21 protein-coding genes, 3 tRNA genes and 1 pseudogene are annotated in these 26386 nt (G+C 39.9%); 11 read left to right on the top strand and 14 right to left on the bottom strand.

Features of this window, described 5'->3' with window-relative positions:
- Nucleotides 1–144: 144 nt before the first annotated feature.
- The gene (locus AC04QZ_RS00150) at nucleotides 145–294 is read right to left on the bottom strand and encodes a hypothetical protein (RefSeq protein WP_478356042.1); all 150 of its coding nucleotides are present in this window, start codon (nucleotides 292–294) and stop codon (nucleotides 145–147) included.
- A gap of 12 nt (nucleotides 295–306) precedes the next feature.
- The gene (locus tag AC04QZ_RS00145) at nucleotides 307–432 is read right to left on the bottom strand and encodes a hypothetical protein (protein ID WP_478356041.1); all 126 of its coding nucleotides are present in this window, start codon (nucleotides 430–432) and stop codon (nucleotides 307–309) included.
- A gap of 373 nt (nucleotides 433–805) precedes the next feature.
- Here AC04QZ_RS00145 and AC04QZ_RS00140 point away from each other — a divergent pair.
- Together AC04QZ_RS00140 and AC04QZ_RS00135 are read left to right on the top strand one after the other, a co-directional pair.
- A pseudogene (locus AC04QZ_RS00140) lies at nucleotides 806–1051 on the top strand (hypothetical protein); the annotation flags it as partial.
- A 72-nt stretch (nucleotides 1052–1123) separates the two neighbouring features.
- The gene (locus tag AC04QZ_RS00135) at nucleotides 1124–1654 is read left to right on the top strand and encodes a hypothetical protein (RefSeq protein ID WP_478356040.1); all 531 of its coding nucleotides are present in this window, start codon (nucleotides 1124–1126) and stop codon (nucleotides 1652–1654) included.
- 626 nt (nucleotides 1655–2280) lie between these two features.
- On the opposite strand, the gene AC04QZ_RS00130 is transcribed toward AC04QZ_RS00135, so the two are convergent.
- The 6 genes from AC04QZ_RS00130 to AC04QZ_RS00105 all read right to left on the bottom strand — a co-directional run bounded on the left by AC04QZ_RS00130 (nucleotide 2281) and on the right by AC04QZ_RS00105 (nucleotide 6658).
- Nucleotides 2281–2553 carry a helix-turn-helix domain-containing protein gene (locus tag AC04QZ_RS00130; RefSeq protein ID WP_478356039.1) on the bottom strand — a complete coding sequence of 91 codons (273 nt, stop codon included), beginning with the start codon at nucleotides 2551–2553 and terminating at the stop codon, nucleotides 2281–2283.
- A gap of 117 nt (nucleotides 2554–2670) precedes the next feature.
- Nucleotides 2671–3918, bottom strand: coding sequence for a site-specific integrase (locus AC04QZ_RS00125; RefSeq protein ID WP_478356038.1), 1248 nt, complete (start codon nucleotides 3916–3918; stop codon nucleotides 2671–2673).
- 268 nt (nucleotides 3919–4186) lie between these two features.
- A tRNA-Pro gene (locus AC04QZ_RS00120) sits at nucleotides 4187–4260 on the bottom strand.
- Nucleotides 4261–4310: 50 nt separating this feature from the next.
- Nucleotides 4311–4384: transfer RNA gene (locus tag AC04QZ_RS00115), tRNA-Pro, on the bottom strand.
- Between the two features lie 101 nt (nucleotides 4385–4485).
- Nucleotides 4486–4572 (bottom strand) — tRNA-Ser (locus AC04QZ_RS00110).
- A 79-nt stretch (nucleotides 4573–4651) separates the two neighbouring features.
- Nucleotides 4652–6658: an HDIG domain-containing metalloprotein gene (locus AC04QZ_RS00105; RefSeq protein WP_086545785.1), complete on the bottom strand. Its 2007-nt coding sequence runs from the start codon at nucleotides 6656–6658 to the stop codon at nucleotides 4652–4654.
- A gap of 190 nt (nucleotides 6659–6848) precedes the next feature.
- On the opposite strand from AC04QZ_RS00105, the gene AC04QZ_RS00100 reads away from it, so the two are divergent.
- The 9 genes from AC04QZ_RS00100 to AC04QZ_RS00060 all read left to right on the top strand — a co-directional run bounded on the left by AC04QZ_RS00100 (nucleotide 6849) and on the right by AC04QZ_RS00060 (nucleotide 17121).
- On the top strand, nucleotides 6849–7706 hold the full coding sequence (locus tag AC04QZ_RS00100) for an SPFH domain-containing protein (protein ID WP_029276438.1): 858 nt from the start codon (nucleotides 6849–6851) through the stop codon (nucleotides 7704–7706).
- Nucleotides 7707–7711: 5 nt separating this feature from the next.
- On the top strand, nucleotides 7712–8233 hold the full coding sequence (locus AC04QZ_RS00095) for a hypothetical protein (RefSeq protein WP_478356037.1): 522 nt from the start codon (nucleotides 7712–7714) through the stop codon (nucleotides 8231–8233).
- Between the two features lie 2 nt (nucleotides 8234–8235).
- Nucleotides 8236–8403 (top strand): type II toxin-antitoxin system antitoxin, encoded by a 168-nt coding sequence (locus AC04QZ_RS00090; RefSeq protein ID WP_086545783.1) that lies wholly within the window; start codon nucleotides 8236–8238, stop codon nucleotides 8401–8403.
- A 432-nt stretch (nucleotides 8404–8835) separates the two neighbouring features.
- Nucleotides 8836–10011, top strand: a complete 1176-nt coding sequence (locus AC04QZ_RS00085; protein WP_478356036.1) for an acetyl-CoA C-acyltransferase — start codon at nucleotides 8836–8838, stop codon at nucleotides 10009–10011.
- Nucleotides 10012–10047: 36 nt separating this feature from the next.
- Nucleotides 10048–10944, top strand: coding sequence for a hypothetical protein (locus tag AC04QZ_RS00080; RefSeq protein ID WP_478356035.1), 897 nt, complete (start codon nucleotides 10048–10050; stop codon nucleotides 10942–10944).
- Nucleotides 10945–11044: 100 nt separating this feature from the next.
- Nucleotides 11045–12706 carry a peptide MFS transporter gene (locus AC04QZ_RS00075; RefSeq protein WP_478356034.1) on the top strand — a complete coding sequence of 554 codons (1662 nt, stop codon included), beginning with the start codon at nucleotides 11045–11047 and terminating at the stop codon, nucleotides 12704–12706.
- A gap of 46 nt (nucleotides 12707–12752) precedes the next feature.
- Nucleotides 12753–14387, top strand: a complete 1635-nt coding sequence (locus tag AC04QZ_RS00070) for a peptide MFS transporter (protein WP_086545779.1) — start codon at nucleotides 12753–12755, stop codon at nucleotides 14385–14387.
- Between the two features lie 64 nt (nucleotides 14388–14451).
- Nucleotides 14452–15933: a peptide MFS transporter gene (locus tag AC04QZ_RS00065; RefSeq protein ID WP_478356033.1), complete on the top strand. Its 1482-nt coding sequence runs from the start codon at nucleotides 14452–14454 to the stop codon at nucleotides 15931–15933.
- 405 nt (nucleotides 15934–16338) lie between these two features.
- Complete coding sequence (locus AC04QZ_RS00060; RefSeq protein ID WP_478356031.1) at nucleotides 16339–17121, top strand: polyprenol monophosphomannose synthase; 783 nt, start codon at nucleotides 16339–16341, stop codon at nucleotides 17119–17121.
- Nucleotides 17122–17275: 154 nt separating this feature from the next.
- Here the strand turns inward: AC04QZ_RS00060 and AC04QZ_RS00055 are convergent, their stop codons facing one another.
- From AC04QZ_RS00055 to AC04QZ_RS00030, 6 genes are all read right to left on the bottom strand, one after another.
- Nucleotides 17276–17785 (bottom strand): YdeI/OmpD-associated family protein, encoded by a 510-nt coding sequence (locus tag AC04QZ_RS00055; RefSeq protein WP_478356029.1) that lies wholly within the window; start codon nucleotides 17783–17785, stop codon nucleotides 17276–17278.
- Between the two features lie 277 nt (nucleotides 17786–18062).
- On the bottom strand, nucleotides 18063–18638 hold the full coding sequence (locus AC04QZ_RS00050; protein WP_086545775.1) for a 2'-5' RNA ligase family protein: 576 nt from the start codon (nucleotides 18636–18638) through the stop codon (nucleotides 18063–18065).
- Between the two features lie 11 nt (nucleotides 18639–18649).
- Entirely contained in the window at nucleotides 18650–21664 is a 3015-nt protein-coding gene (locus tag AC04QZ_RS00045; protein WP_478356027.1) for a DNA polymerase III subunit alpha, read from the bottom strand.
- Between the two features lie 2 nt (nucleotides 21665–21666).
- The gene (gene dinB / locus AC04QZ_RS00040) at nucleotides 21667–22986 is read right to left on the bottom strand and encodes a DNA polymerase IV (RefSeq protein ID WP_478356025.1); all 1320 of its coding nucleotides are present in this window, start codon (nucleotides 22984–22986) and stop codon (nucleotides 21667–21669) included.
- A 417-nt stretch (nucleotides 22987–23403) separates the two neighbouring features.
- Nucleotides 23404–25365 (bottom strand): OmpA family protein, encoded by a 1962-nt coding sequence (locus AC04QZ_RS00035; protein WP_478356023.1) that lies wholly within the window; start codon nucleotides 25363–25365, stop codon nucleotides 23404–23406.
- Between the two features lie 44 nt (nucleotides 25366–25409).
- A complete protein-coding gene (locus AC04QZ_RS00030; protein ID WP_086545771.1) occupies nucleotides 25410–26381 on the bottom strand; it encodes a PorP/SprF family type IX secretion system membrane protein in 972 nt (323 codons plus the stop codon).
- Nucleotides 26382–26386: the final 5 nt, after the last annotated feature.

The raw sequence follows: 26386 nt of genomic DNA, 5'->3' as shown, positions 1-26386 counted from the left end.
AATGAATGATTTTGGAACCGCAAGTCCCGCCGCGGTTCCCCAGCCGTAAGGATGGCAAGATTCGTTTGTCTACAAACGTACATCTTGCTGCGTGCACGGGCGGGCAGAGTCCTTCCATTAGGCTAGTGTTTATTCCCCTCTTTATTACGATTCTCTACCGATGAAAATGAATGGAGCAATTTTCTGATCCTTAACCTCATCCCGACCTTTGTTCCCTGCAGTTTTCGCTTTGGATTGAAATACTGATGGGCATGGGTGATTTCCTTTTTCTTTCCCATTTTGGTATAATTTCATCTGGTTTTTCCCTTATTCGTAATTTGCACTACGCAGTACATGACGATCTTTGCCTTCTACAATGGCCTCTTTGTTACCATATTGGTGATACAGCGGCCTACCAATCTTGCTGAGCTTGATCACTCCACTTTTTCCCATATCCAAATATTTTTATTTGGAAATAAAACTAGGGGCAACTTGAGATGTAAAAAGGTAAATCCGGGGGACTTACTTACATTTGAAACAGGTAAGCAAGACAGGGAGTCACCAATTAGGGCCAACCTAATTATTTCCTAGACAGGAATCTTATTCTCTCCGACGACTTGGTACTACCCAATTCATGTACCGATAGTCATTCTATAGATTTTCACCAAAGAGACGAAAAGCTCCTTTCACTGAAATACACAGGCAGGAAGAGAATACTAGTTGTTGACGATTCATTAGTTAATGCCGATGTGATTTCGTTGGTTCTGATCGACGCTAATTATGAGGTCAGAAATCTGTATTCGGCTGATCACTTTTCGATAAAGTCTCTGAATATAGTCCTGATCTTCTGATTCTTGACATAAAGTTTGGAAATGTTGATGCTCGAGATCTTGCTCGAAAAATAAAACCAGATGGGTCAATATCGCATTTTAAAATCATTTTAGTCTCAGCGGTCGTAGATGAGGTACATCTAACATCTCAAGACCAAGCTTGCTGCGATGCATTTATTGAAAAATCATTCGATACTAATGTACTGGAGCATCATGTGAAAAGTTTGTTGAGTCAGTTCTAGCAATTATGAATTCTCACTAATTTACCCAGTTTTGGGTATTGTGATATATAGAGTGAATAGTAAATTTGAATCATGAAAAAATTATTGCTCCTACTATTATTTGTAATTGGTACTTTGGCCGTTAATGCCCAGACAAAAGAAGAAACCATTGCTTTTATCAATAAGAAATTACAAAAATCTCTGGATTTAGAAACTTACACGTCAAGTGATGACTTTAAAACTAAAATCAAATCTGTCAAATTAAGTATAGATACTGCTTACACTGTCCTTTTTGAGACAACAAAGGAAATGACATACGGCGAGAAAAACATATCTGTGTCTAGGCAACATTTTGATCCATCCGAAATTACAGGCATCGCTTTAATTTCAGAGAAGCCGAACAAATATGGAATGGGATATTTTTCTGTCGTATTTGATAAACAAGCTATAAAGGCAGAAGGAAGTCTGAATGGTGTTAAGCGTAAAGGTAGTACTCATAACAGCTTTAGCGTTGACTTTTACCAGAAAGACAAAAAAGACTATAGTGAATTAAGGACGGCTTTTTTAAGACTACGAACCTTGTATATTGAAATGCAATCCGCCAGATATTTACAACGAAATTAACGGTTAGCTTTTTTGTGTAAATGTTATACTAGAGCGTAGTTGAAAATATATTTGATAGGCAAGATGGGGAATATCCCAAAAGTGACCACATCTTTCGCTCCAAGTGGTTCTTGGTCACTTTTGGTGAAACCACATAAAAATAATTATTTCCTAGACAGGAATCTTATTCTCTCCGACGACTTGGTGCTACCCAATTCACGTACCGCTAGTCATTCTATAGATTTTCACCAAAAGTGACGAAGAACCGTGAAAGTGACCCCTCTATTTCCGGCCAAACTGGCCACCAATTTGATTACCGGATGATGCGCATCTAGTTCCTTTCTCTCTGAACAAATATAAACTTCGGATCCAAATCCTGCTGGAAAGAAAATATCCTCGCTGAGCATAAGGGCAAATTTTAGTAACAGAAATATCTTTCTGGTAAATTTGACAGGATCGCAGATCCATTGATTCCGGCGCATGAGGAAGAGCTAACGATGTGATAGAAAGAATCACAATCCACCGATCTATTAGTTACCTATCTAACGGCATTTAAAAGATTAAGGCCGTTAGATAGATTTATTATATGTCACACAGCCTGGCTGTGATAGGCTGAGTTTTCTTTTCTGGTCAGTGTGCAATCACTCCTAAACCTTGCCGTTCATCATCGCTTCAATATCATCGTATTTGTAATACATTGAGCCGCCAATCCTGGTGAACTTTATTTCACCGTTTACTCGAAGTTGGTGCAACGTTCCGGCTGAAATCCCTAACAATTGTCTAACCTCATAACTCTTGATAAAAGGCTTTTGCTTTTCCTTGCTATTTGGAGCCCTGAAGGTTGGTCTTCGTAGCTCTGCAAAAAGTTCCTGCTTGAATTGTTCAAGATCTTCCTTGGTAATAAATTCTAATGTTGCCATGGTAATTTTCTGTTGTATAAAAATGAAGTTCTTAAAATAGCTAGGGGAAATGAGGTAAATTAACGTCATTACCCTAGTATTTAATAAAATAAAAAATTGATAAGTGATTGGGCAATTTTAAACTACCTTTCTGATAATGGGATTTAACCTTAGTTTTACCAAGTTCATTTCATTGGCAACTTTCTTTTTCTTAACCTTTGAATAAATCTGGGTTGTCCTGGTACTGCTGTGCCCGAGCATGTGTGCCACACTTTCGATCGACACGCCATTTTCCAAGGTTATTGTCGTTGCAAAGGTATGCCGTGCCATATGAAAGGTCAAGTTTTTACTAATCCCAGCCGACCTGGAAATCTGTTTCAGGCAGCGATTCATGTACTGATTGGTCGGACATGGAAAAATAGTTCCCTTATATAGCGAGTCGGCTGAATGTTCATACTTTTCAATAAGCCCCAACGCCTCGGGAAGGATTGGCACATGAAATTTTAATTCACTTGTATTCAATGTTTTTTGCCTAACCATTTCAATCCAGATACTTCCGTCACTCTCCTTTATGATAAAATCACTCGTGAGTCTACTGATTTCATTGTAAGAAAGACCAGTGTAACAACTAAACAGAAACATATCTTTCACAACCATTATCGCTCTATCATACACTTCCAGTTCCCATAATACCGAAATTTCGTCCATATTGAGGCATTCCCGATCTTTCTTGATCATATGCCGCTTATAGTTAATGAATGGATCTGTAGTTATCCAGCCGAATTTCAAGGCGATCCCCGTAAGCTTCTGAAGTCTTTCCATATGCTTCATGACAGTGTTATTGGTGCAGGGACGCTGGAATCTGTCTGGTTCTTTTTTTCTCAAATAAACTGCAAATTCAGTAATAAACCGAAAATCCACATCTACAAGCTGGATATCGGTCAACTTTTTTCGGGTAAGGAATTCTTTCAGAAACCGTTCGGTCGAGTAATAGTTCTTAATTGTTCCGGGAGCTAGAAGTGAGCCCTGATGTTCATAATGATACTTGATCAAATACAAAAGGCTTTTTCTTTCTTCATCACCCTCGACCTTCGATTTGATCGCTTGAGCTGTGATCGCTTTCTTCTGGTACCTTAGCTCATCATAAGCACCATTAATCTCATTTGTCACCTTTCTGAGCTTTTCCCTCAGTAAAATAATTTCGTTCGTATTCCCCAAAAACCTCTGTTTTTTCTGATCCCAGAATTTGGGTTCAACAGACCTCTTTAGTGACAGCCTTATGTACCTACCATCGACTGTAATTTTCGCGTAAATTGGAGCTTTGCCATTTACCTCGCTTTCCCTCTTTAAATAGAATGAGAGGGCAAAAGTGTGCTGGGATTTCATAAAATTTCCTCCTAAGCTGTGCACCTATTCTAGCACCTGGAAAACAGTAAAACACAGGTGATAGCTACATGATGCAAAATAGTTTTTAGTAATTAAAAAAAAAATGCGACTTGGAATTTTACAATGATAGAGATAAGATTTAGGTGCTGAAATAGGTGCTAAATATATCGGCTATTTACACACTTCACTGATATGAAATAAAAGCAAAAAACCCTCTAAATCAACTGATTAGAGGGTTTTCGTCAGATTTTGCATCCGATTTTTGTAGTCGGGATGGCAGGATTCGAACCTACGACCTCCTGCTCCCAAAGCAGGCGCGATACCGGGCTACGCTACATCCCGAACTTGGTATCGATCTTTTAATCCTGTTTTAAAAGTGGATCAACTTTTTGTCGGGATGGCAGGATTCGAACCTACGACCTCCTGCTCCCAAAGCAGGCGCGATACCGGGCTACGCTACATCCCGAACTTGGTATCTTCTTTTTTTATTTCCCTTTTTCGAAGGGATTGCAAAGAAACGGTTTTAAATTGATAATTCCATTTTTATTTGCAAATTTTTATTTTCTGCGGAGAGGGCGGGATTCGAACCCGCGGTACCGTTACCAGTACGACAGTTTAGCAAACTGTTCCTTTCGGCCACTCAGGCACCTCTCCTTATCCTCTGTTTTCCGCCCTACCGGCGTTGTTTTGAGGTCTGCAAATATAGTAAAACAAGTTATCCAACAAAAAAAAATTACAAAATTTGTTGATAATCTATACGCACATGATAGATACTCATAAGCATCGTCTTGAATATCAATTTGATAGTCTCAATATCTTTTAACGTCAAATCGCAGTCATCTAACTGATTTTGCTCCAATTTGTAGTTAATTATCCGTTCAACGATGTCATTTATGTTCTGCGCATCGGGATTTTTCAGACTTCTTGAGGCCGCTTCGACCGAATCGGCGAGCATTAACACACCAGTTTCTTTGCTAAAAGGTATGGGTCCGGGGTAACGGAAAATGTTTTCGTCGACAAATTTTTCAGGTGTATTTTTCAAAAATGACTGATAAAAATAATCAACCCGGGTATTACCATGGTGGGTTCTGATAAAATCAATAATCGCTTCAGGAATCTGGTTCTTTCTTAAAATCTCAATTCCTTTGTGCACATGCTGAATAATAATCTGCGCACTTTGCTCATAAGGCAATTTATCGTGCGGACTAACAGCTGTATTTTGATTTTCAATAAAATATTGCGGGTTATCAACTTTACCAATATCATGATATAAGGCACCTGCCCTTACCAGCACAGAATTACCTCCAATTTTAAATATTGCAGCTTCGGCAAGGTTAGCCACCTGTAAAGAGTGCTGAAATGTTCCAGGCGCTTTAAAAGCAAGTTCTCTTAACAGTTTATTATTGGTATTGGTCAGCTCAATCAGGGCCACGTCTGATGTGATACCAAAAATACGTTCGAACAGATAAATTAAAGGGTAAGCTAAGAGCGATAAGAGTACGCTAAAAACAAAAGGAATAAAATTCATCCATTCTATTTCGCGGAAAGATCCTTCGCGGAGCAGGGCTATACCGATAAAAGAAACCAAATAAGCCAGAAGAATAAATAAGGCCGAAACCAGGAATCTTTCACGCTTCACAAAATTTTTGATACTAAATATAGCAACCATGCCCGCCGTAACCTGATAAAACACAAATTCGAAACTATTGGCTACAAAGAAACCGGCAATTAAAATCACCAGCATATGGAGGTAAAGTGCCAAACGCGTATCAAACAGAATCCTGATGATAATAGGTACCACACAGAACGGAATGTAGTACAAACTTGGGATCTCCATCTTAATAGCCCAGGTTAAGGCAAGTAACATGCCCGTGGTCACAATCAGGATTAAAGAAAGCTGACGGTTATCGGCAAAAATATCCTTCCGGAAAAGAAAAAGGAACGACATTAAAATGGCGAGTATAAAGCCAACCAATACCACCTGTCCCAGATAAACCAATGCCCTGCTGCCAATTGTTTTGGTTTGTGCATCGTAGGTTGCTTTGTAAGATTCGAGTTTCTGATAAATTTCTTCATCAATAACATCGTTCTTCGCTACAATCAGTTCTCCCTTTTGCACCATGCCCTTGGTAGTAGAAATATTGTTAATCGTATTATCCTGTATTGTTTGCGTCAGTCGCTCATCAAATACAATGTTCGGGGTAATATGATCAATGGCCAGGTTGGCAACCAGATCGCCCATCACCTGGTTGGGGGCTTTAAAATGATCTTTAAAAAAATTCAAGGCCGACTCTGCAGTAAAAACATCCTGTGTATTTTTCTCCTGGGCCTCATTGTTTTCAAGCAAAGAAAAGTCGTAGTTCTTCCCTCCTGCCTGATGTTTTACATTTAAACCAATAATGCCTTTCTGGTAAATATTCTGGAGCAGTTTGTAAGAAGCACTTTTATAGGCATCCCTGTCTTTTTCGTTCAGTTGCTTCGATTTCCATTTCACATCAAATTCGTTGGCAAACTCCTCCAAAGCATTTGCGGTAATGCCCCTATCCAATTGGTAAACCGGTAAAATATCTTTTAAGGCATTCTTTTTATCGGCACTAACCTGCGGGTTGGTTTTTAAAATAGCAAAACTGAAGGGCGAAATCAGGTCCTTATTTTTCCATACTGCATTTTTTTCAAACTCATATCTAAACCGGGGTTGTTTGGGTAGAAATAGCGTAATAATGAAAACGGTAAATATCATCATCACATATTTCAGGTTTGATGAATACTTCCGGTAAAGGATTTTGTGGGAATTTCTCTTGATTTTGGCCAAAACGATGTAATTATTGTATTGTCAAAAATAGCATTTTTATCTAATATACATTTTACGGCTTTTGTTTGCAATTACCAGATTTTATATTTTACTTTATGATATCAAATTAATATCAATTATGTATCAGGAAAAAATTATCAATCCGCCATCAGGCTATCTAACATTCGCACTATGCATCGCATTGCTGGGCGCTTCCATTTTTTGCTTTGTTTCAGAAATCTTTCTCTGGGGAGGGATTTTACTGGCCATAGATATATTTTTAATCTTCCCGGGCTTTTTAATCATCAACCCCAATCAATCGATGGTACTTACGCTGTTCGGAAAGTATATCGGTACGGTAAAAGCTGATGGATTTTTCTGGGTAAATCCCCTAACCGCTAAAAGACGTTTATCATTAAAAGCCAACAATTTAAACGGACAGCAGTTAAAAGTTAACGATAAACTGGGCAACCCGATCGAAATTGCCGCTGTGGTGGTTTGGAAAGTAAATGAAACAGCTAAGGCTGTGTTTTCTGTTGAAAATTACATGCAATACGTAAACATACAAAGTGAAGCCGCTGTAAGGCACCTGGCCAACATTTTCCCTTATGATCATGCTGAGGGCGAAGAAACCAGCATCACTTTAAAAGATGGTGCGGATAAAGTGAGTGAACTGTTAGAAAACGAACTGAACGAACGATTATCGAGAGCAGGTATCGAAGTTTTAGAAGCCAGGATTTCGCATTTGGCTTATGCACCAGAAATTGCCAGCGCCATGTTACAGCGTCAGCAGGCTACAGCGGTTATTGCAGCCCGTAAATTAATAGTAGAAGGTGCTGTAGGCATGGTAGAAATGGCCTTAGAGAAATTATCACAAAAAGGAATTGTTGAGCTGGATGAAGAACGCAAAGCCGCCATGGTGAGTAATTTACTGGTCGTGCTTTGTGGCGATCGCCATGTACAGCCTGTGGTAAATACCGGAACCTTATATAATTAAGTGCAATGGAGTTTGAGGAAAAACATGGTTTAAAGATCTGGTGGCTATACCTGGTAATAGCAGTAACTATATTCCCAACAGCAGCCCTGCTTATTTTTCAGAATAAGGGCCTGAGTTATGCTGAGCTTAAAGCGATGTACTTCGCTCCGGTTTTAGCGATCCTATCTCCGTTTTTAATCATTTTTTTAGTGCAGCAGAGTAAACTCACCTTAAAAATAACGGCTGAAGGTGTATCTTTCCGATATCCCCCCTTTCACTTTACACCAAGTCGTTTCCGCTGGGTAAGTATCGAAAAAGCTTATATCAGAAAGTACGATGCATTTTCCGAATATGGTGGTTATGGCGTAAAAAACCGCCTTTGGTTTAAATTTAAAGACAAAGCTTACCTTTTAAACGATAAAAACAGGGGCTTGCAGCTGGAGTTTAAAAACGGCAAAAAACTTTTGTTCAGCTCCAATAAAATAGAGGAACTCGAAATGTTCCTTCTAAATTTAAAAACGAGGTATAATATACAAGCAATACAATAAGAATGGCGGAGAAAGATAAAAAAGCTTTTGTATTAAGAATTAGTCCTGCTTTATTAAAAGAAGTAGAAACCTGGGCTGCTGACGAGTTTAGAAGTACGAACGGGCAGATCGAGTTTCTGCTCACGCAGGCGATAAAATCCAGAAAAAAAGGCAAAGCTAAGGAAGAATAGAGCTGCAAATTGTTAACTACCAATTGTTAAATGCTTTGGGCGTTCCCCAATCCCGAGAATTCGGGAAAGGGTCGGGCTTTGCAGGGCTGCGCTGCGCTCCGGTACCGATGAAAAATCGGTACTGAACCCTTACAATCCCTAACGCAAAACCCACAGCTTTAAATTAACTGATCCCCAAGCACCACCGCCTCAAGTAATTTAAACCTGATGGCAGCGACAGCCCCGAAGTATGAGGGCTATAGCGAACAGCAGGACTGAGCTACCCCAAGCACTACTCAAGCACCTTTCCAAAAAAGCTATTAAAAACCAATTATTTTCAAATAGGCTAAAATCATTTTCTAAACGTTATTTTTAAACCTCGCAGGTTTTGGAAACCTGCGAGGTTTGACTAACTTAGCGGCCTAACCAAAAAATTCATAAAATTTAGTTTACATGAAAGAAGTTGTAATTGTATCAGCTGTGCGAACGCCTATTGGCAGTTTTGGAGGCTCATTAGCTCAATTTTCTGCTACCCAGCTTGGTGGTTTTGCCATTAAAGCAGCCATTGAAAAAGCCGGATTAAAACCAGAACAGATCCAGGAAGTATACATGGGTAATGTTTTATCTGCAAACTTAGGACAAGCACCCGCAACACAAGCCGCTAAATTTGCCGGTTTACCAGATTTACCTGCCACTACCATAAATAAAGTATGCGCTTCGGGCACTAAAGCAATTATGCTTGCGGCACAAAGTATTGCAAATGGCGACAACGAAATTATAGTTGCCGGCGGAATGGAAAGCATGAGTAATGTTCCCTATTACCTCGACAAAGCCAGAAACGGCTATCGCCTGGGGCATGGACAGATTACAGATGGTTTAGTAAAAGACGGTCTGTGGGATGTGTATAACGATTACCACATGGGTTCAGCGGCAGAGCTTTGTGCTACCGAATGTAATATCAGCCGCGAGGCACAAGACAATTTCGCCATAAGCTCTTACAAAAGAGCGCAAGCGGCACAAACTTCTGGTAAATTTGCCAATGAAATTGTGGCCATTGAAGTTAAAGACCGTAAAGGCGACATTACTTTGGTTGACACCGATGATGAGCCAACAGCCGTTAAATTTGATAAAATACCTTCACTAAAACCTGTTTTCAAAAAAGATGGAACCGTAACTGCTGCAAATGCATCTACCTTAAATGATGGCGCAGCGGCATTAGTTTTAATGAGCGCCGATAAGGCAAAAGAACTCGGTTTAACACCTCTGGCTAAAATTTTAGGCTATGCTGATGCACAACAGGCGCCCGAATGGTTTACAACTGCCCCTTCAAAAGCAATTCCACTGGCTTTACACAAAGCCAATGTAAATATCAATGATGTAGATTTTTTCGAGATCAACGAAGCTTTTGCTGTGGTTTCTATCGCGAACAATCAACTTTTAGCATTAAACGACAATCAGGTTAATGTTAATGGCGGCGCGGTTTCATTGGGTCACCCGCTTGGTGCATCTGGTGCCCGGATTGTGGTTACCTTACTTTCGGTACTGGCACAAAACGACGGAAAAATCGGTGTTGCCGGAATTTGTAACGGAGGCGGTGGCGCAAGCGCATTAGTTATCGGGAAATTGTAATTTTGGGTTTTGCAGGATTTTTCGGCATTTGATCATATGAAACTTATCAGATTTTATATCCTTTTAATTTTTGGAACGCTTAGTTTTAGTTTAAAAGCGCAACAGGCACCAAACCAATTAAACGTTTTCCAGGATACACTGATTAAAATATCGGCAAGGGTTATTGCTGCGCAAAGCGATGCGCAAAAACTCGAAGTGAACGGTAGTTTCGTAAAAACATTGGTTGAGGCTTTAAAAACGCCTAATTCTTTTTCTTACTCATTCGATTCGCTTAAAAACGTTTCCGTAATTAAATCATCCGATCAGGCTTTTAGGATTTTGAGCTGGTATGTTCTGCTCGAAAACGGTTCATACCGCTATTATGGGGCCATCCAGATGAACACCAAAAGCGGGCCATTGAAACTTTATCCCTTAATCGATCAGACCGAAAATTTAGCCGATCCCAATAGCATTACCAATAATCAGAAATGGTTTGGTGCCAGATATTATGAAATTGTTCCGGTAACCAGTGGGAACCGCCTGCCTTATTATGTGCTTTTAGGCTGGAAAGGAAATACGCAGGCCACCACTAAAAAGGTAATCGATATCCTTTCTTTCGAAAAGGACAATCTTACATTCGGTGCTCCGGTTTTCGATGGAAAAGAGTTAAAAGGAAAAAACAGGATCATATTCGAATATGCCAAATCAAACGCCATGACCTTAAAAACCGATCTGAAAGCAGGAATGATTGTGTTCGACCACCTTGCTTCATTCGATCCTGAAATAAAGGGAAAATTTGAATATTACGGATCAGACGGCACTTTTTATGGTTTTAAAATCATAGGTGGAAGGCTAAAGCTGCAGGAAGATATCACACTTAACAACGATCCGAATTCGAGTGACGAGCTCTATGCCGACCCCAAAAAAAATGTTAAACCCATCAGAAAGTTTTAATTCTTAACAAACCTTAACAAATCATTTACCTTACTCCAGGTGCAAAAATTTGTGAGAATGGCCTCCACTCGCTATATTGCGCTTTAAAAATCTTCAATAAATGCCCACAACAAACCAAACTAAACATCCCAAAGGCTTAAAATTTCTTTTTTTATCTGAAATGTGGGAACGTTTTGGTTATTATTTAATGATAGGCATTTTTACGCTTTATTTAAAAGATGTAAAAACAGGTTTTGCCATGACGGAGGCAGAATCTGCCGATTTATACGGAACATTTATAGCTTTAGTATTTTTAACCCCTTTTTTAGGCGGCTTAATTGCCGACCGGTACCTGGGTTACGCCAAGTCTATCATTATAGGCGGCATCATGATGGGTGTGGGATACTGCTTAATGGGGGTTCATAGTTTACCGATGCTTTATTTGGCCATGACCCTGGTTATTTTTGGTAATGGCTTTTTTAAACCCAATATTTCTACCCTATTGGGCAATATTTACTCTACGCCAGAGTACGTGGCAAAAAAAGACGATGGTTACAATATTTTTTACATGGGTATTAATGTTGGGGCCTTTATCTGCAACTTTTTTGGCGCTGCCTTATATATTATGCTGGGTTGGGAATATGCCTTCTTTGCAGCAGGCGTAGGTATGTTTATTGGTGTAGCCGTATTTATTATCGGCCTTAAACATTACCGGGCTTTCGATGTTAAAAAGGGTATTGTGGATGGCGACATGTCATTTCTAAAAATCTGCTTACTGATACTTTTACCTTCGGTAGTTGCTGGTGTGATTGGCTGGATAGTGCCAACTAAATTAATCGGCCACCCGCTGGTAGGATCTACCAGTACAGATGCCTTTATATTTGCCTGTTTCCCTGTGATTTACTTTTACAGCACCTTATTTTTTAAAGCCAGTAAAGAAGAAAAAAGGCCTATTGCCGCATTACTTACCATATTTGTAGTTGTAATTTTGTTCTGGGCGGTTTTTAAACAAAACGGCACAGCGCTAACCACCTGGGCCGATCGGTATACCGATAGAAGCCTAACCAATACCACCGCAAAAAACACTTTTTCTAAGTTTAGCTTATCACAAAATATCACCTATAAAAAAGATAGTGTAGCCTTATACGACAATGCATTCCGCCTCCAGAAAGTTGATGGTGTGGTGCAGAAAGAATACAACTACCCAACCTATTTCAAAAATGTACCAGCCGCCGAATTGCCTCAGGAAGGTGGCACAGTAGAATTATGGGCAACAAACTTAAGCCAGTCGATCAATCCGGCATGGGTAATTCTGTTAACCCCGTTAATTGTATCCTTTTTTACATGGTTAAGGCGCCGCGGTAAAGAGCCGAGTACCGCGACTAAAATTATATTCGGGATATTCATCTCGGCTATATCGGTATTGGTGATGGTTACCGCAGTGTATATTGGGAAAAACGGAGCAGAAAAAGTATCTGTTCTTTGGCTAATGGGAACTTATGGCGTAATTACCATTGGCGAATTATTTCTAAGTCCGATGGGCTTATCGCTGGTATCAAAATTAAGTCCGGTAAGGATAACTTCTTTAATGATGGGCGGATGGTTCGTATCTACCTCAATAGGCAATAAACTTTCGGGCGTACTGGCAACCTTATGGGATACTTATGAAGATAAATCCAATTTCTTTTGGGTAAACTTCTCCTTATTGATGGGTTCGGCCATAATCGGTTTTGCTTTATTAAAATGGCTAAACAATATTATGAAAGAATACGGCATCAAATAATTTTTTACTGCATTAACAAAAAAACAAACAAACTTAAATACTGAATATGACATCAACACCAAATCAATCTAAAGGTCATCCAAAGGGGTTATACGTGTTATTTGCCACAGAAATGTGGGAGCGTTTCAACTACTATGGAATGAGGGCAATCCTTGTTTTATTTATGACAAAGGCCTTATTATTTGATAAAGCATTCGCTTCTAACCTTTATGGTAGTTACACCGGATTGGTTTATTTAACACCACTAATCGGCGGCTATGTAGCCGATCGTTTCTGGGGAAATAAAAAATCGATTATAACAGGCGGATTAATGATGGCGCTGGGAGAATTTATCCTGTTTTTCTGTGCCATGTTATACCAAAGTAATGAACAACTATCCACCTTTTTGTTTTTTACCGGACTTGGCTTTATGATTGCCGGAAACGGTTTTTTCAAACCAAATATTTCCTCATTGGTTGGACAGTTGTATCCGAAAGGCGATAAAAGAAGTGACGCTGCTTATACTATTTTTTACATGGGTATAAACGTGGGTGGTGCTTTAGGTCCTATTGTGTGTGGCTTTTTAGGCGATACCGGAAATCCTTTGGATTTTAAATGGGCATTCTTAGCTGGCGGTATAGCGATGTTATTAGGTGTTTTGGTGCAAATCATGTATCAGAAGAAATATGTAATTGCACCTGATGGAAAAGAATTGGGAACAATCCCGGCTGGTGCACCAAAAAGTACATTAAACCCTGCCGTAATTGGTTTTGGCTTAGCTGCATTTTCGGCTTTAATGATCGGATTATTTTACATCGATGCAAAAGTATTCAGCTTTTTAACTTACTTATTAATCGCATCGGTATTATTTATTGCCTTTGTTATTTTCTCTGATAAATCATTAAGTAAAATTGAAAAACAGCGGATTGGTGTAATTTTCATCGTTGCCTTTTTCGTTATATTTTTCTGGAGTGCCTTCGAACAGGCAGGTGCCTCTTTAACTTTCTTTGCAGAAGAGCAAACCCAGCGGGATTTAGGTTTCTTAAAAGTACCGGCAAGTATCTTTGCCTCCTTAAACTCGATATTTGTAGTAGCCTTTGCTCCTTTATTTGCCTGGTTATGGATTAAGCTAGGTAAAAAAGAACCTTCATCGCCAACTAAAATGGCTATTGGTTTATTGTTACTGGCCCTTGGTTACCTGTGGATTGCTTTTGGGGTAAAAGACGTGTCTTCATCCATTAAAGTGAGCATGATGTGGTTAATTGGTATGTATGCTTTACATACCTGCGGAGAACTTTGTTTATCTCCAATCGGTTTATCTTTGGTAAACAAACTGGCACCCTTAAAATTCGGTTCACTATTAATGGCTGTTTGGTTTTTAGCCAACGCAGCAGCCAATAAGTTTGCTGGTATTTTAAGTGGTTTATACCCTCCGGGTGTAGCCGAAATTAAACAAGCTGCCGGAGCTGGCATTAACTTACAGCCCATTTTATCTAAAACGGTGACGCCAACCGCGGCAGAACTGGCCAAATTAAAAGACTTAAAAATTCCTTTCGAATATCAGTCGATCGTAGGCATCCAGATTAATTCGTTATACGAGTTTTTCATGATGTTTGTGGTGATGGCCGGAATTGCATCTTTGATTTTATTTGCAATTACCAAGAAATTACAAAAAATGATGCATCAGGATATTCTTGACTAAACTTATAACATCCTTTAACCTAAAGCCCGATCTCCGTCGGGCTTTTAATTTTTAAACCTATTTAATGGAAAAAACAGTTTCAATAGAAGATATTCAGAATTTTGAAGGTAAATACCCGAAACAACTCTGGCATTTATCGTTGGTAGAAATGTGGGAACGTTTCTGTTTTTACGGCATGCGTGGGGTACTGGCCTTCTTTATGGTCGAACAACTGGGTTTGAGCGATCAAAAATCGAACCTGCAGTATGGTGCGATACAAGCCTTTGTTTATGCCTTTACTTTTATAGGTGGTATTTTTGCCGATAAAATTTTAGGGTTCAGAAAATCGCTCTTTTGGGGCGGGGCTTTAATGATTATCGGGAACTTAATCCTGGCCTTCTCCCCTCATGATTTATTTTATGTAGGAATTACCTTATCTATTATTGGAACAGGTTTTTTCAAACCCAATGTTTCATCAATGGTGGGCGAATTATACCATGAGAAAGATAATCGCAGAGATGCCGGTTATGGACTTTTTTATGCCGGTATCAATGTTGGCGGCTTGTTGGGTGGTGCCATGTGTATTTATCTCGGTAAATATTACAACTGGCATTTGTGTTTCCTCTCTGCAGCGCTGGTAATGATGTTTGGTTTAGGTACATTCATTTTCACCAAAAAACATTTAGGCCCGATTGGGAATTCGCCTTTACTGCACCTTAAAAAATCTAAACAGCAATTTTTGGAAATAGCTGTTTATGTAGGTTCTATTTTGTGTATCCCACTGATTTATATCATGGTAAGAAACACAGCCTTTACCGATTATTTCATGTACACCATAGGCATTATTGCTTTGGTTTATTTCCTGTATGAAACGTTTAAGATAAAAGATCAAAAAGCACAATATAAACTATTGGCAGCTTTCGTTTTTATCTTCTGTTATTTCATTTTCATGGCCATATCCGAGCAGAGTGGTGGTTCACTATCGTTATTTGCGAAGGACAATCTGGACCATAAAATCCTCTTTTTCAATATCGATCCGAATGTGGTGAACAACAGCGCTAACTCGTTTTTTGTGATTGTTTTTAGTCCGATTGTGGGTATTTTATGGCTGGGCTTATACAAACGCAAAATTGAACCCAATACCGTGGTAAAATTCGGGATCGGCTTCCTTTTATTGGCCTTAAGTTTTTATGTTTTTTACGCCACCAGGTTCTTCGCCAATGTACAGGGCATTAGCTCGTTAAATGTATTTACCTTAGCCTATTTATTATTAACGTTAGGCGAACTTTGTTTGGGACCAATAGGCATGTCGATCATTACTAAACTTTCGCCAAAGAAAATGTTCGGAATGATGATGGGGCTTTGGTTTTTATCAAGTGCCTTTGGCCAATTGGCTGCCGGAAAACTCGGTGCAGAAATGTCGAGTATTGATGATGCATCGTTATCGGCTAAATTAATGGCCTATACCGAAGGTTATAAAACATTGGCTTTATATTCACTAATTGCAGGTTTGGCACTGATTCTCTTTTCGCAGCTGGTTAAAAAGTTAATGCAGGAGGTGAGGTAAGGGTAAAAAAGATATAAAAAAAGCGAGCGTATTCAACAAGATTTGAAAAGGAACGGGCAGTGGTTCTTGGAAGCCTGCCGCCCCGCTCTTTGTTCCAAGTCCTCGCCCTCATACTTCGGGTCTGCGGGCTTTACACGCCGATCGGGTTTAGGAACAGTGGTCCTGTATCTTGAAAGCTATTCTGCGCTGATCTGCAAAATCAGCGGGAAATCCTGGGCTAAAGTCTTAGACTACGCTCATACTGACCATACCCTAAAAATTACGAATAAAATAAGAGCTGAATCGCGGGTTATTAATGAAAATTCATAAAGGTTTCACATTAAATATTTACTTTCGCAGTTTAAAAGCAATTGTAGCACATCATATAAACACAAGAAGCTTACATTATTAAAAACCACAACAAACGTGTCAGATAGTTTAGTCATCATTCCCACCTACAACGAGAAGGAAAACATCGAAAAAATCATTAGAAAGGTTTTTTCTTTAACACAGCCTTTTCATGTTTTAATTATTGATGATGGTTCTCCGGATGGAACTGCTGAAATTGTAAAATCACTACAAGACGAATACGAAGGGCATTTATTTATTGAAGAACGTGCGGGTAAACAAGGTTTGGGTACGGCTTATATTTACGGCTTTAACTGGGCCTTACAACACGATTATGCCTACATTTTCGAAATGGATGCCGATTTCTCGCACAATCCTGATGACTTATCGCGCTTACGCGAAGCTTGTGTAAATGGCGCAGATGTAGCCATTGGTTCCAGGTATGTTAAGGGCGTAAATGTGGTAAACTGGCCAATGGGCAGGGTTTTAATGTCGTATTTTGCTTCAATGTATGTGCGCATGATTACCCGGATCAACATTCAGGATGCGACTGCCGGCTTTAAATGTTACCGCAAAATTGTGCTGGAAACCATTCCATTAAATAAAATCAAATTTGTTGGTTATGCCTTTCAGATCGAAATGAAATTTACTGCCATTAAATTTGGCTTCAAAGTGGTCGAAGTTCCAATCATCTTCACCGACCGTACCGAAGGCACATCAAAAATGAGCACCCGAATTTTCAGGGAAGCTTTTTTAGGTGTAATACAAATGAAGGTGTGGAGCTGGTTTAGAAATTATAGTCGGAAGGCTGAAATTGGGAGTCCGAAGTCCGAAGTTGGGAGTCCGAAGTCGGGAGTCTAGAGTCTTTAGTCCATGGCATATAGTTAATAGTCCATCGTTATAATTTGATTCCATATTGCTGATTAACAAATCTCATCGGCCTGTATGACTGGCTATTTTGCTATTAACCAATCTCCCAGACTCATGACTAAGGACTGAGGACTACAGACTTAAACTAAGCCTTACCTTGCGATTCTCTGATCATTGCGCCAAAATCCTGTCCTTTATCCATTGCTTTAACCGTCATTACGATCCGTTTGGTGCGTGTGGGCTCGGTTTTAGCCTGGTTGATCCAGTTGATGTAATAGTTTTGATGCGATTTAGGCTGTTTTAGAAAGTTTCGGATTAAATGTTCCTCTTCTGACAAGCAGATTTCCAGATCCTCAGGCATTTCAATCTTAAAATCTTTATCTTCTTCTAAATAAAGTTCGACGCTTGCTCCAGCTTCTTTTCTTAATTGTTTACGGACTTCGCCTTTCAGGGCAATAATAAAATCGCCCTCTCCCATTGGGATGGTTGCCATTCCATTAATCTCCAGCTGATCTATCTTTCCTTTTACCCTGAAACTCCTTTTACAATCGGGCTTAATTTCATTAGCCAAAGCTGACGGAATAAACACATAACTCCAGCCGGTTTTTTCGCCCATGGTTTCGAAACGTTCTATCTCTGCTTTAAAGTGGATCATGGTTTAAATATAAAAATTATGTTTTAACAAGTAAACGATTAAATCGCTAGGCTACTGATATACTCGTTAGAAACAAGCGCAAACTATAATTGATCGTCATTCCCGCGCAGGCGGGAACCACGCAGTGCTCAGCGAAGCTAATCTTAATGCAATAAACTTTAGATTCCCAATCAAGTTGGGAATGACGATCTTATAAAAAAGCATTAATCGGCTCAAAAACAAGCCAAATCATGAGCAGATTAACAAGATTAATCGGCTCATGACCAAAATAAACTAGTTATAACAAAGAATATTGATGATGATTTAAAGGGCTACCCAACAATTTAAACTCATTAATTACCACAAATTGTTGTTTAACTTTATCAAATTTACGAATGGCAATTGTATCACAGTTAAATTCTAAGTTGATGTTGCCATACAAATGCGCTGCCTGATCAATTTGAGCCGAGCTCAGTTCACGTCCTATTGATATATGCGCGTTAGCCCCATTTACAGCATAATTAGTTTTAAGTCCCTTTCGAAAGATTTTCAAAAGATCATTTAAGTATGGTTTGGATGAATCATTGGGAAGTAAAACAACAGCATGGCTAAATTTTGATACACTTAAAGAATCAAAAATTACTTCTTTCGGCCTTTGTGAGCGACAAATTTTCTCAATGCGCTTTTTGCAACATTCCAACTCATATTGGTCTGCCCAAAACATCATAATCGTGATGTGCGCCTCAGAATTTCTACTGTTATACCAGCCAATTTTAAACCAGAGTATATCTTTCAAAACTTTAACATCATTAATAGCTTCTTGGTGAGGGTGAACAACTATTGAATACCTGTCTTTTTTCAATTTTAAATCCATATCAATTTATTTTAATCAATTGCTACCGGGTTCATTTGAATATCCAATTTGGCAAATTTTAAAACCTCTATACTTTGAAAACCAAAATCTTCAACCACCTTGCCCAAAATCAGGTAACAGCCCTTTCCTTTAAAAGGATACATGGGTGTGGTATTGGGAAAATGGGTGGTATCGAAAAAATCGCCGTTGACATCTAAAAAAGTACCGAACCACATTTTGGTATTTTTAATAGTGTGTACCGTTTTTTCGCAGACATAGTTCCCTACCATCCTTACCGTTTTACCCAAATGTTTATGCATATCAGCGGCCATGGTATCGCCACGGTAAGGCGTTTTCAAAAAATCGAACATATCGTAATTAAGCGGATAACCCAATAACTCTAACTCTGTATAAGCATTTTCCAGTTCCGAATCAGCCAGTTCCGGCAGCTGGTAAGTTTTATAACTCAGCTTAAAAAGTTCGGCATGGTTCACTTTCTTCTGCTTAAAGCCAAGGTAGTTGTGTACATCCCAAAGCAGGGTTTTCCGATCTTTTCCGGTAAATCGTAAAGCACCCAGCCGAATTAAAATAATAGCCTGTTCTAATGAGATACAGGTCCGTTTTACAAAATCTTCGAGATCGATATACAAACCATTTGCATGACGTTCTGCAGGAATAATTTTGATGTTTTTTTCTTCTAAACCCTGAACAGCAATAAAACCCAGGTAAGCATCTTCGCCTTTTATATTCACTACGTCATCACTGTGGTTCACACAAGGCAAATGCACGCGTGCCCCGGTTTTTTGTAACTCATGCACATAAACCCATCGACTGTAAAAGCCACCATAGTTATTCAGTACGGCGACCATAAATTCCATGGGGTAATAGGTTTTGAGGTATAAACTCTGATAACTTTCTACCGCAAAAGAAGCAGAATGGGCTTTAGAAAAGCTGTAGCCGGCAAAAGAGGATATCTGTCGCCAAACTTCGGTAATGAGTTCTTCTGAATGGCCTTCCTTTCTGGCTGAGGCAAAAAATTTATTTACCAATTCATCAAAAGCCAGTTTCGAACGGTATTTTCCACTCATGGCTTTACGGAGGACATCGGCATCGGCCAGATCAAGGCCTGCAAAATAATGGCATACTTTGATTACATCTTCCTGGTAAACCATTACCCCATAAGTTTCGCTAAGCCGCTGTTTCATCACTTCGCAGAGGTAAACTACTTTTTCGGGTGCATGATAGCGTTCGATATAGGCTTTCATCATGCCTGAGCTGGCCACCCCCGGACGGATAATAGAACTGGCAGCCACCAGGGTAAGGTAATTATCACATTTCAGTTTTTTGAGCAATTGCCGCATGGCTGGCGATTCGATATAAAAACAACCGATGGGCTGCCCCTCTTTAAGAATGCCATTCAATTTCTGATCTTGTTTAAAAGTCTTAAAATCGTGGATATCGATCTCCTTACCTTTATTTTTCTTAATGAGCTGCACAGCTTCGCGGATGTGCCCGATACCCCGCTGACTTAAAATATCGAATTTTTCGTAACCAATGGCTTCGGCTTCGTACATATCCCATTGCACGGTTGGAAAACCTTTTGGCGGCATATCCAATGCGGTATAATAGGTAATCGGCTCTTCGGAAATTAATATCCCCCCGGCATGGATAGAGCGCTGGTTGGGCATCCCCTTCATGTATTGATACACCGCCAATAACTTTTGGTAAGTGGCATTGAGTAAGTTTTCGCGTTCTTTGGTGGGATCGGTAAAACTATCTATTTCCCCTTTGGGCAAACCCAAAACCTTACCGATTTCCCTAATAATTGCCCGGTCTTTAAAAGTACTCATGGTACCCAAAAAAGCAACGTGCCATTTAGGATAGCGTTCAAAGATATACCGTTGTATCACCTCCCTTTCATCCCAGGAGAAATCGATATCAAAATCTGGCGGGCTGGTCCGTTTTTCGTGCAGGAAACGTTCGAAATACAGGTCGAGATCAATCGGATCTACATCGGTAATGCGCAAACAATAGGCTACAATACTGTTGGCACCCGAGCCACGGCCAACATGGTAGAAACCGCATTCGGTCATCGCATACCGTACAATATCATAGGTGATGAGGAAATAGGCACAGAAATTTTTAAGTTCGATGATGCGCAGTTCTTTTTCCAAACGCTTAATGGCTTCTGTATTATTTTCGCCATAACGGTACCTGAGTCCTCCTTCGGCCAGCTCCCGAAGCATTTTTTTATCTCCTTCAAAATCCCCGGTATAAAAGAACTTGTTTTTAGAAACAGGTGCAGGGCCATCCTCAAAATAAACACTTAAATCGCAACTGTTCAACAAACGCTGGGTATTCTGAACAATGAAAGGGTACTGTTCAAATTGCTGGGTTAATTCCACTTCCGGAATCAGGAATTCATCTGGATCACATTTCTGTTCATCGGGTACCTTACTTAAAAGTGTATTGAGTTCAATTGCCCTAAGGTATTGGTGCAAACGGTAGGTGATCTTATCACTTATGGTAACAGGATGCCAAACCAGCAGTTTTTCCTTTTGTTTTAAAAGTGGATGTTTATATAAAAGGTTGAGCTGTTTGGCACGGATGCCTATAAATTCATTAGCTTTTAGTACAGTGTTAAACGATTTTTGAAAGGGATAAATGATATACACATTTTCCATTTCAGGCGGAATTTGCGGCAAGGGAATATGGTTGATGTTATGGTGGCTTAAAAACTCATTCAGCTCGCGCATTCCCTCTTTATTCTTAGCAATGCCTACATACAACAATTTATGATCGACCCGAAACTCGATCCCTGCTACCGGTTTGATCTGATAGGGAATATTGCCTTTATGGATCTCGTCGGCCTCTTTGGCAATGCCCTGTTTATAACACTCGCGGATAAACTCTACCGCACCGGTTGAATTATTGATATCGGTGAGTACCATTTGATGGATACCCAAATTCCGGGCAGTGGCAATCAACTGCTCGATGTTCAGTGTACCATATTTCAGGCTATAAGAAGAATGCACATTTAAAAACATCGCTAATCATAAGATTTAGTCCCTATTGTTCCTTTTTCACTCATAAAACTTCTGATTTTTGAGCGTTTCTTTACTTCTGGTTGTTCTTCTGTTTCTTTATCCTGATTTTTGATCAGTATTTTCTTTTTGCGGGGATTGTACTTGATTACTTTTCCTGTTTCATCGCGGGGCGGTTGTGTAACAATACAGGCTTTTACCACCGCTTCGGCACCATAATGATTGCGTACTTTATCCATGGCCTGGTAAAGACTATACTCTTCCTCTGCGACATTATATAAGCCAATTTGCTCATAACCGCTTACCAAATGCGAAAGTTTTACGCCTACCAGCCGAAGCAGCATCCGTTTGGCATATACTTTCTCGAAGAGGCTGTGTGCCTTACTGATCAGAAATGAATCGAGCGAGGTATAAGGAATGCGTTCCTGCTGGGTAACGGTTTCGAAATTGGTATAACGTACAGTTACGGTAATACAAGCGGTTAGTTTTTTCTGGTTACGCAGCTGGAAGGTTAAGCCGGTAACCATCCCTGTGATAATGGCTTTTAGTTTGGCCATATCCATGGTATCACTTTCGAAAGTGGCCTGTGTACCGATTGATTTTCTTTCGCGGTAAGGCACCACGGGCGAAAGATCGATCCCATTTGCTTTTTGCCATAAACTCAGGCCATGCTGCCCCAGTATTTTGAACATGAGCTGTTGCGGGATCTGCGTAAGCGTAAGGATTTCGCGAACACCCATTTCGCTCAGTTTTTTATAGGTAGCATGACCAATACCCGGAATTTTGTGGATAGCCAAAGGATCGAGAAAGGGCCGCAACTGGGGGAAGGTAACCTGCATCTCACCACTTGGCTTAGATTCGTTCGTGGCTATTTTGGCGACGGTTTTATTGATCGATAAACCAAAGGAAATTGGCAAACCCATTTCCCTGATAATGGTCTGCCTCAGTTCTGATGCAAATTTCATACAGCCAAAAAAGCGGTCCATACCCGTCATATCGATATAATGTTCGTCGATACTGGCTTTTTCGAAAAGGGGAACTTTATCGGCAATAACCTCGGTAATCTCGTGTGAAGCTTTGGAATATTCTTCCATATCGCCTTTTAAAAATATAGCCTGAGGGCACAGCAATTTTGCCGTCCTGCCGGGCATTGCAGAATGGATGCCGTACTGGCGTGCCTCGTAGCTGCAGGAAGCGACCACACCCCTGTCGCCACCGCCACCGATAATTACGGGTTTGCCCGACAACTTAGGATTTTTTCTGATTTCTACCGACACAAAAAATGCATCCTGATCCATATGAATAATCTGCCTTTCTTTATCCATTCTCGTATTATAGGGATGATTGAGATCAAAAATACTAATATTTTTAGTTTTATAAAAAATTAAACTGAATTAGTTTTAAACAAAATACTAACAATTTTAGCCAAAAAATAACGGTTATAATTAAGCTTTTTTCTGCCACGGAGACACGGAACTGATCTGATATCTGGTTAATGACTTTATTATTTATAGGATCTTCTATTATAGTTAGACAAGTCGATATGTATCAATTAATGGATAAAATTTTAGGCCAATTAACCATATAAGGCATGGAAGAAAATATAAGCTTATATGCGCTTATATTTCTTATATGATGAAGAAAGGCTTGTTGGTCGCCAACACTGGGAATAAAAAATGCCCCCGATTTTCATCAGAGGCATCTACTAAAAAATTAAAATATATTGTAAATCTTAATTGTGCTTATTGTTTTACGATTTTGAATTCTGTTCTTCTGTTTAACTGGTGTGCTTCTTCGCTACATTCTACTCCGTTGCTGCATTTGTTTAACAACTGTGTTTCGCCGTATCCCTGTGCGGTAATGCGGTTTTTATCGATGCCCCTCGAAATGATATATGCTACAGCCGATTCAGCCCTTTTTTGTGATAGGCTTAGGTTGTAAGCATCCTTGCCCCTGCTATCGGTATGTGAACCTAATTCGATCCAGATGGTTGGGTTATCAGTCATAATTTTAACCAGTTTATCCAGCTCTACTGCAGCATCCGGGCGGATGTTCCATTTATCGAAATCGTAATAGATATTTTCCAGCTTAATTGCTTTGTTAATTACAACAGCTTCTAAATACAGGTTTTGCGTCAGTACGCTTGAAGTTGTTAAGCCAATCGTTGCCAGGTTTTCTACATCAGACCTGTAGTTTGTTTTCTCTCCCGTAACATTGTATTCAGATTCTTTGGCTAAATTAAATCGATACCCGCCATTCTCATCCGTTTCAGTTTTTAATACAGCACCGTTTACTTTTGCCAAGGTTACCAATGCACCTGCAATTGGCTGGTTGCTGTTTTTATCAAATACCCTGCCTTCTAATTTAAAAGCCAGGATCATTTTCTGATCAATAGCATAAATATCATCGCTACCTAAACCACCTTCACGATTGGAAGAAAGGTAAACGATACCACCTTTTTCGTTTAAACTAAAGCCAAAATCATCCTGGGGAGAATTGAAAGGATAACCCATATTTTCGATCTGGCCAATATTACCCTTTTCTCTTAAAGCCTGGTAAACGTCTAATCCGCCCATTCCAACTCTACCATCGCTGGAAAAATAAAAGTTATCCTTTTCATCAAAAACCGGACTGCGTTCGTTGCCTTCGGTATTTACTTCTTTCAGGTTAATGGGCTTGCCCCATGCACCAGCATCTGTTTTTAGGCAAACATAAATATCAGTACCGCCCTGTCCCCCTGGCATGTTCGATACGAAATAAAGGCTATCTCCATCCGTAGTGATAAAAGGATCGCCAACAGAATAACTGTTTACATTATTATAAGCAAATGAAACGGGTTCGCCCCAAATACCATCTGCACCTTTTGTACTGCTAAAAATTTCTACGTTAACGGTTGTTGGTTGTTTTTTTAAGCGTTCCAGTTCATCGGTAATGCGGGTGAGCGTAAAATACATGGTTTTTCCATCCGCTGTAAAGCTTGCCGAACCGACGTGATACCTGGTACCTGTTTTTATAGGAAACAACTGAAGACTATCGTTTGCCGACGGTTTGATGTATAATTTCAGGTATCCGTTACCCGTCCAGCCATATACTTTTTTATCGGGTTCTTTTGAGCCGTCGAATCTTAAAAACGGTTTGCTTTCGGGCGTGTTTAACTTGCTGTTTGATCTGTCGGAAGTGAATACAACTCCACCCTGGTAATTAACAGCACCCCAATCAGACTGTATACTATTTAAAGCTTGTTGATTGATCAGTTCGATTTTCTTCGGGTTTCTGATCCATTTCAAAGCCGAATCGCAAGAGGCAAGCCAAACAGCCTGCTGCTTTTCTGATACACCTTTCTTTTTATCAATGTAATTCAGGTATTGGGCTTTTGCTTCACTGTATTTCGAATTGCCCTGTAAAGCTTTGGCATAACCCAAAATATTCTCCGGACTACTGCCTGGCATTTTAGCTGCAATAGCATACCAGCTTTCGGCCTGCTTGTAGTTATAAACAAGTGCATAAGCATTTGCTAAACGCTCTGCAGCATGTAAGGTTTGTTTCTTTTTATAGGCTTGTTCGTATAAATCTATTGCCTTGCTGAAGTTAAACAGCTCATACTGTTTATCGGCATCCTTTAATGCATACTGTGCATTTGCCGAAAAACTGAATGCGAATAAACAATATGCAGAAAGGCAGGTACCTATTAAAATTTTCTTCATTATGTTGTTGGGATAGTTGGTCAAAAATACTGAATATAGTTAGTTTAAAATACCCTTGGGGTTGCCAATCTGATGTTTTGTCTGATAAAAGAATAAGCGATGGAAATCTCATGTGTTCCGCTGCTGTAACCTTGTAACGGGCCGATTGAGAAATCGTAACCATAACCGATCCGGAGTTTTTCTGATGGAAAAATCTGTATCGCTGCTACGGCAGAATTCCTGGGCGTAAGATCACGCTGCAAATAGCTTTTATCATACAGCTTTACGCCCGTCCGGTACGAACCGCCTACCCAAATAAAATCTTTGATCATCAAAAATGCATTCACATCTAAACTTGTTGGTCCTCCGCGGTCGTCTTTTAACAGGAACGATGGCTTAACCTGAAAATCTTCTGAAAGTGGAAACAATGCGCCCGCGGTCAGGTAATAATGTGGTTTTGGCTGTGGGATAAAAGCATATCGGTCGATATCGATGTAAGTGGCAATCAGGTTATCGGCTGAGAAACCTGCATAAAACCTATCGTTGGCAAAGTAAACCCCTGCCCTTGCATCGGGCACTATTGTACTCTGCATGCCTACTGGCTGATTTGGTTCCGGATTGTTCGGGTTCAGCAGTGATCCGTCTATACCCAACTGTACCATGCCCACACCCAAGCCCAGCGCTAATCTCGAACTACCATCATCATTCATCCTGATGCGGTAGGCATAGTTGCCATAAATGCTCAGGTTGGTCTGTGCACCCAGTTTATCGCTTGCCACCTGAAGCGCCAAACCAACGTTACCGCTGTTTGCAATGGCATCTACGGCCAGCGACATGCTTCTTGGTGCTCCGGTAATACCCGTCCACTGGCTACGGTAAAAGCTATGCACATTCAGCACCTCTTTATATCCGGCGTAGGCAGGATTGATATAAATCCCGTTGAACATGTACTGGCTATACTGGGCATCCTGCTGCGCAGATACCGGCCGCGAAAGCAACAAAAACAAACCTGCTATTAACCATATTAATTTCTTCATCTTCT

The sequence above is a fragment of the Pedobacter folensis genome (assembly GCF_056490665.1).
Note: the sequence above shows the minus strand (reverse complement) of the source record. Positions and strands in the feature narration are given on the sequence as shown.

Bases quoted from the DNA above. Each gene is read 5' to 3' on its own strand.
- AC04QZ_RS00030 (WP_086545771.1), bottom strand. From the start codon at position 26,381: ATGAAGAAATTAATATGGTTAATAGCAGGTTTGTTTTTGTTGCTTTCG.
- AC04QZ_RS00055 (WP_478356029.1), bottom strand. From the start codon at position 17,785: ATGATCCACTTTAAAGCAGAGATAGAACGTTTCGAAACCATGGGCGAA.
- AC04QZ_RS00095 (WP_478356037.1), top strand. From the start codon at position 7,712: ATGGAGTTTGAGGAAAAACATGGTTTAAAGATCTGGTGGCTATACCTG.
- AC04QZ_RS00145 (WP_478356041.1), bottom strand. From the start codon at position 432: ATGGGAAAAAGTGGAGTGATCAAGCTCAGCAAGATTGGTAGGCCGCTG.
- AC04QZ_RS00100 (WP_029276438.1), top strand. From the start codon at position 6,849: ATGTATCAGGAAAAAATTATCAATCCGCCATCAGGCTATCTAACATTC.
- AC04QZ_RS00045 (WP_478356027.1), bottom strand. From the start codon at position 21,664: ATGTTTTTAAATGTGCATTCTTCTTATAGCCTGAAATATGGTACACTG.
- AC04QZ_RS00085 (WP_478356036.1), top strand. From the start codon at position 8,836: ATGAAAGAAGTTGTAATTGTATCAGCTGTGCGAACGCCTATTGGCAGT.
- AC04QZ_RS00035 (WP_478356023.1), bottom strand. From the start codon at position 25,365: ATGAAGAAAATTTTAATAGGTACCTGCCTTTCTGCATATTGTTTATTC.
- AC04QZ_RS00080 (WP_478356035.1), top strand. From the start codon at position 10,048: ATGAAACTTATCAGATTTTATATCCTTTTAATTTTTGGAACGCTTAGT.
- AC04QZ_RS00075 (WP_478356034.1), top strand. From the start codon at position 11,045: ATGCCCACAACAAACCAAACTAAACATCCCAAAGGCTTAAAATTTCTT.
- AC04QZ_RS00125 (WP_478356038.1), bottom strand. From the start codon at position 3,918: ATGAAATCCCAGCACACTTTTGCCCTCTCATTCTATTTAAAGAGGGAA.
- AC04QZ_RS00150 (WP_478356042.1), bottom strand. From the start codon at position 294: ATGAAATTATACCAAAATGGGAAAGAAAAAGGAAATCACCCATGCCCA.
- dinB (WP_478356025.1), bottom strand. From the start codon at position 22,986: ATGGATAAAGAAAGGCAGATTATTCATATGGATCAGGATGCATTTTTT.
- AC04QZ_RS00105 (WP_086545785.1), bottom strand. From the start codon at position 6,658: ATGATATTTACCGTTTTCATTATTACGCTATTTCTACCCAAACAACCC.
- AC04QZ_RS00090 (WP_086545783.1), top strand. From the start codon at position 8,236: ATGGCGGAGAAAGATAAAAAAGCTTTTGTATTAAGAATTAGTCCTGCT.
- AC04QZ_RS00135 (WP_478356040.1), top strand. From the start codon at position 1,124: ATGAAAAAATTATTGCTCCTACTATTATTTGTAATTGGTACTTTGGCC.
- AC04QZ_RS00070 (WP_086545779.1), top strand. From the start codon at position 12,753: ATGACATCAACACCAAATCAATCTAAAGGTCATCCAAAGGGGTTATAC.
- AC04QZ_RS00050 (WP_086545775.1), bottom strand. From the start codon at position 18,638: ATGGATTTAAAATTGAAAAAAGACAGGTATTCAATAGTTGTTCACCCT.
- AC04QZ_RS00065 (WP_478356033.1), top strand. From the start codon at position 14,452: ATGGAAAAAACAGTTTCAATAGAAGATATTCAGAATTTTGAAGGTAAA.
- AC04QZ_RS00130 (WP_478356039.1), bottom strand. From the start codon at position 2,553: ATGGCAACATTAGAATTTATTACCAAGGAAGATCTTGAACAATTCAAG.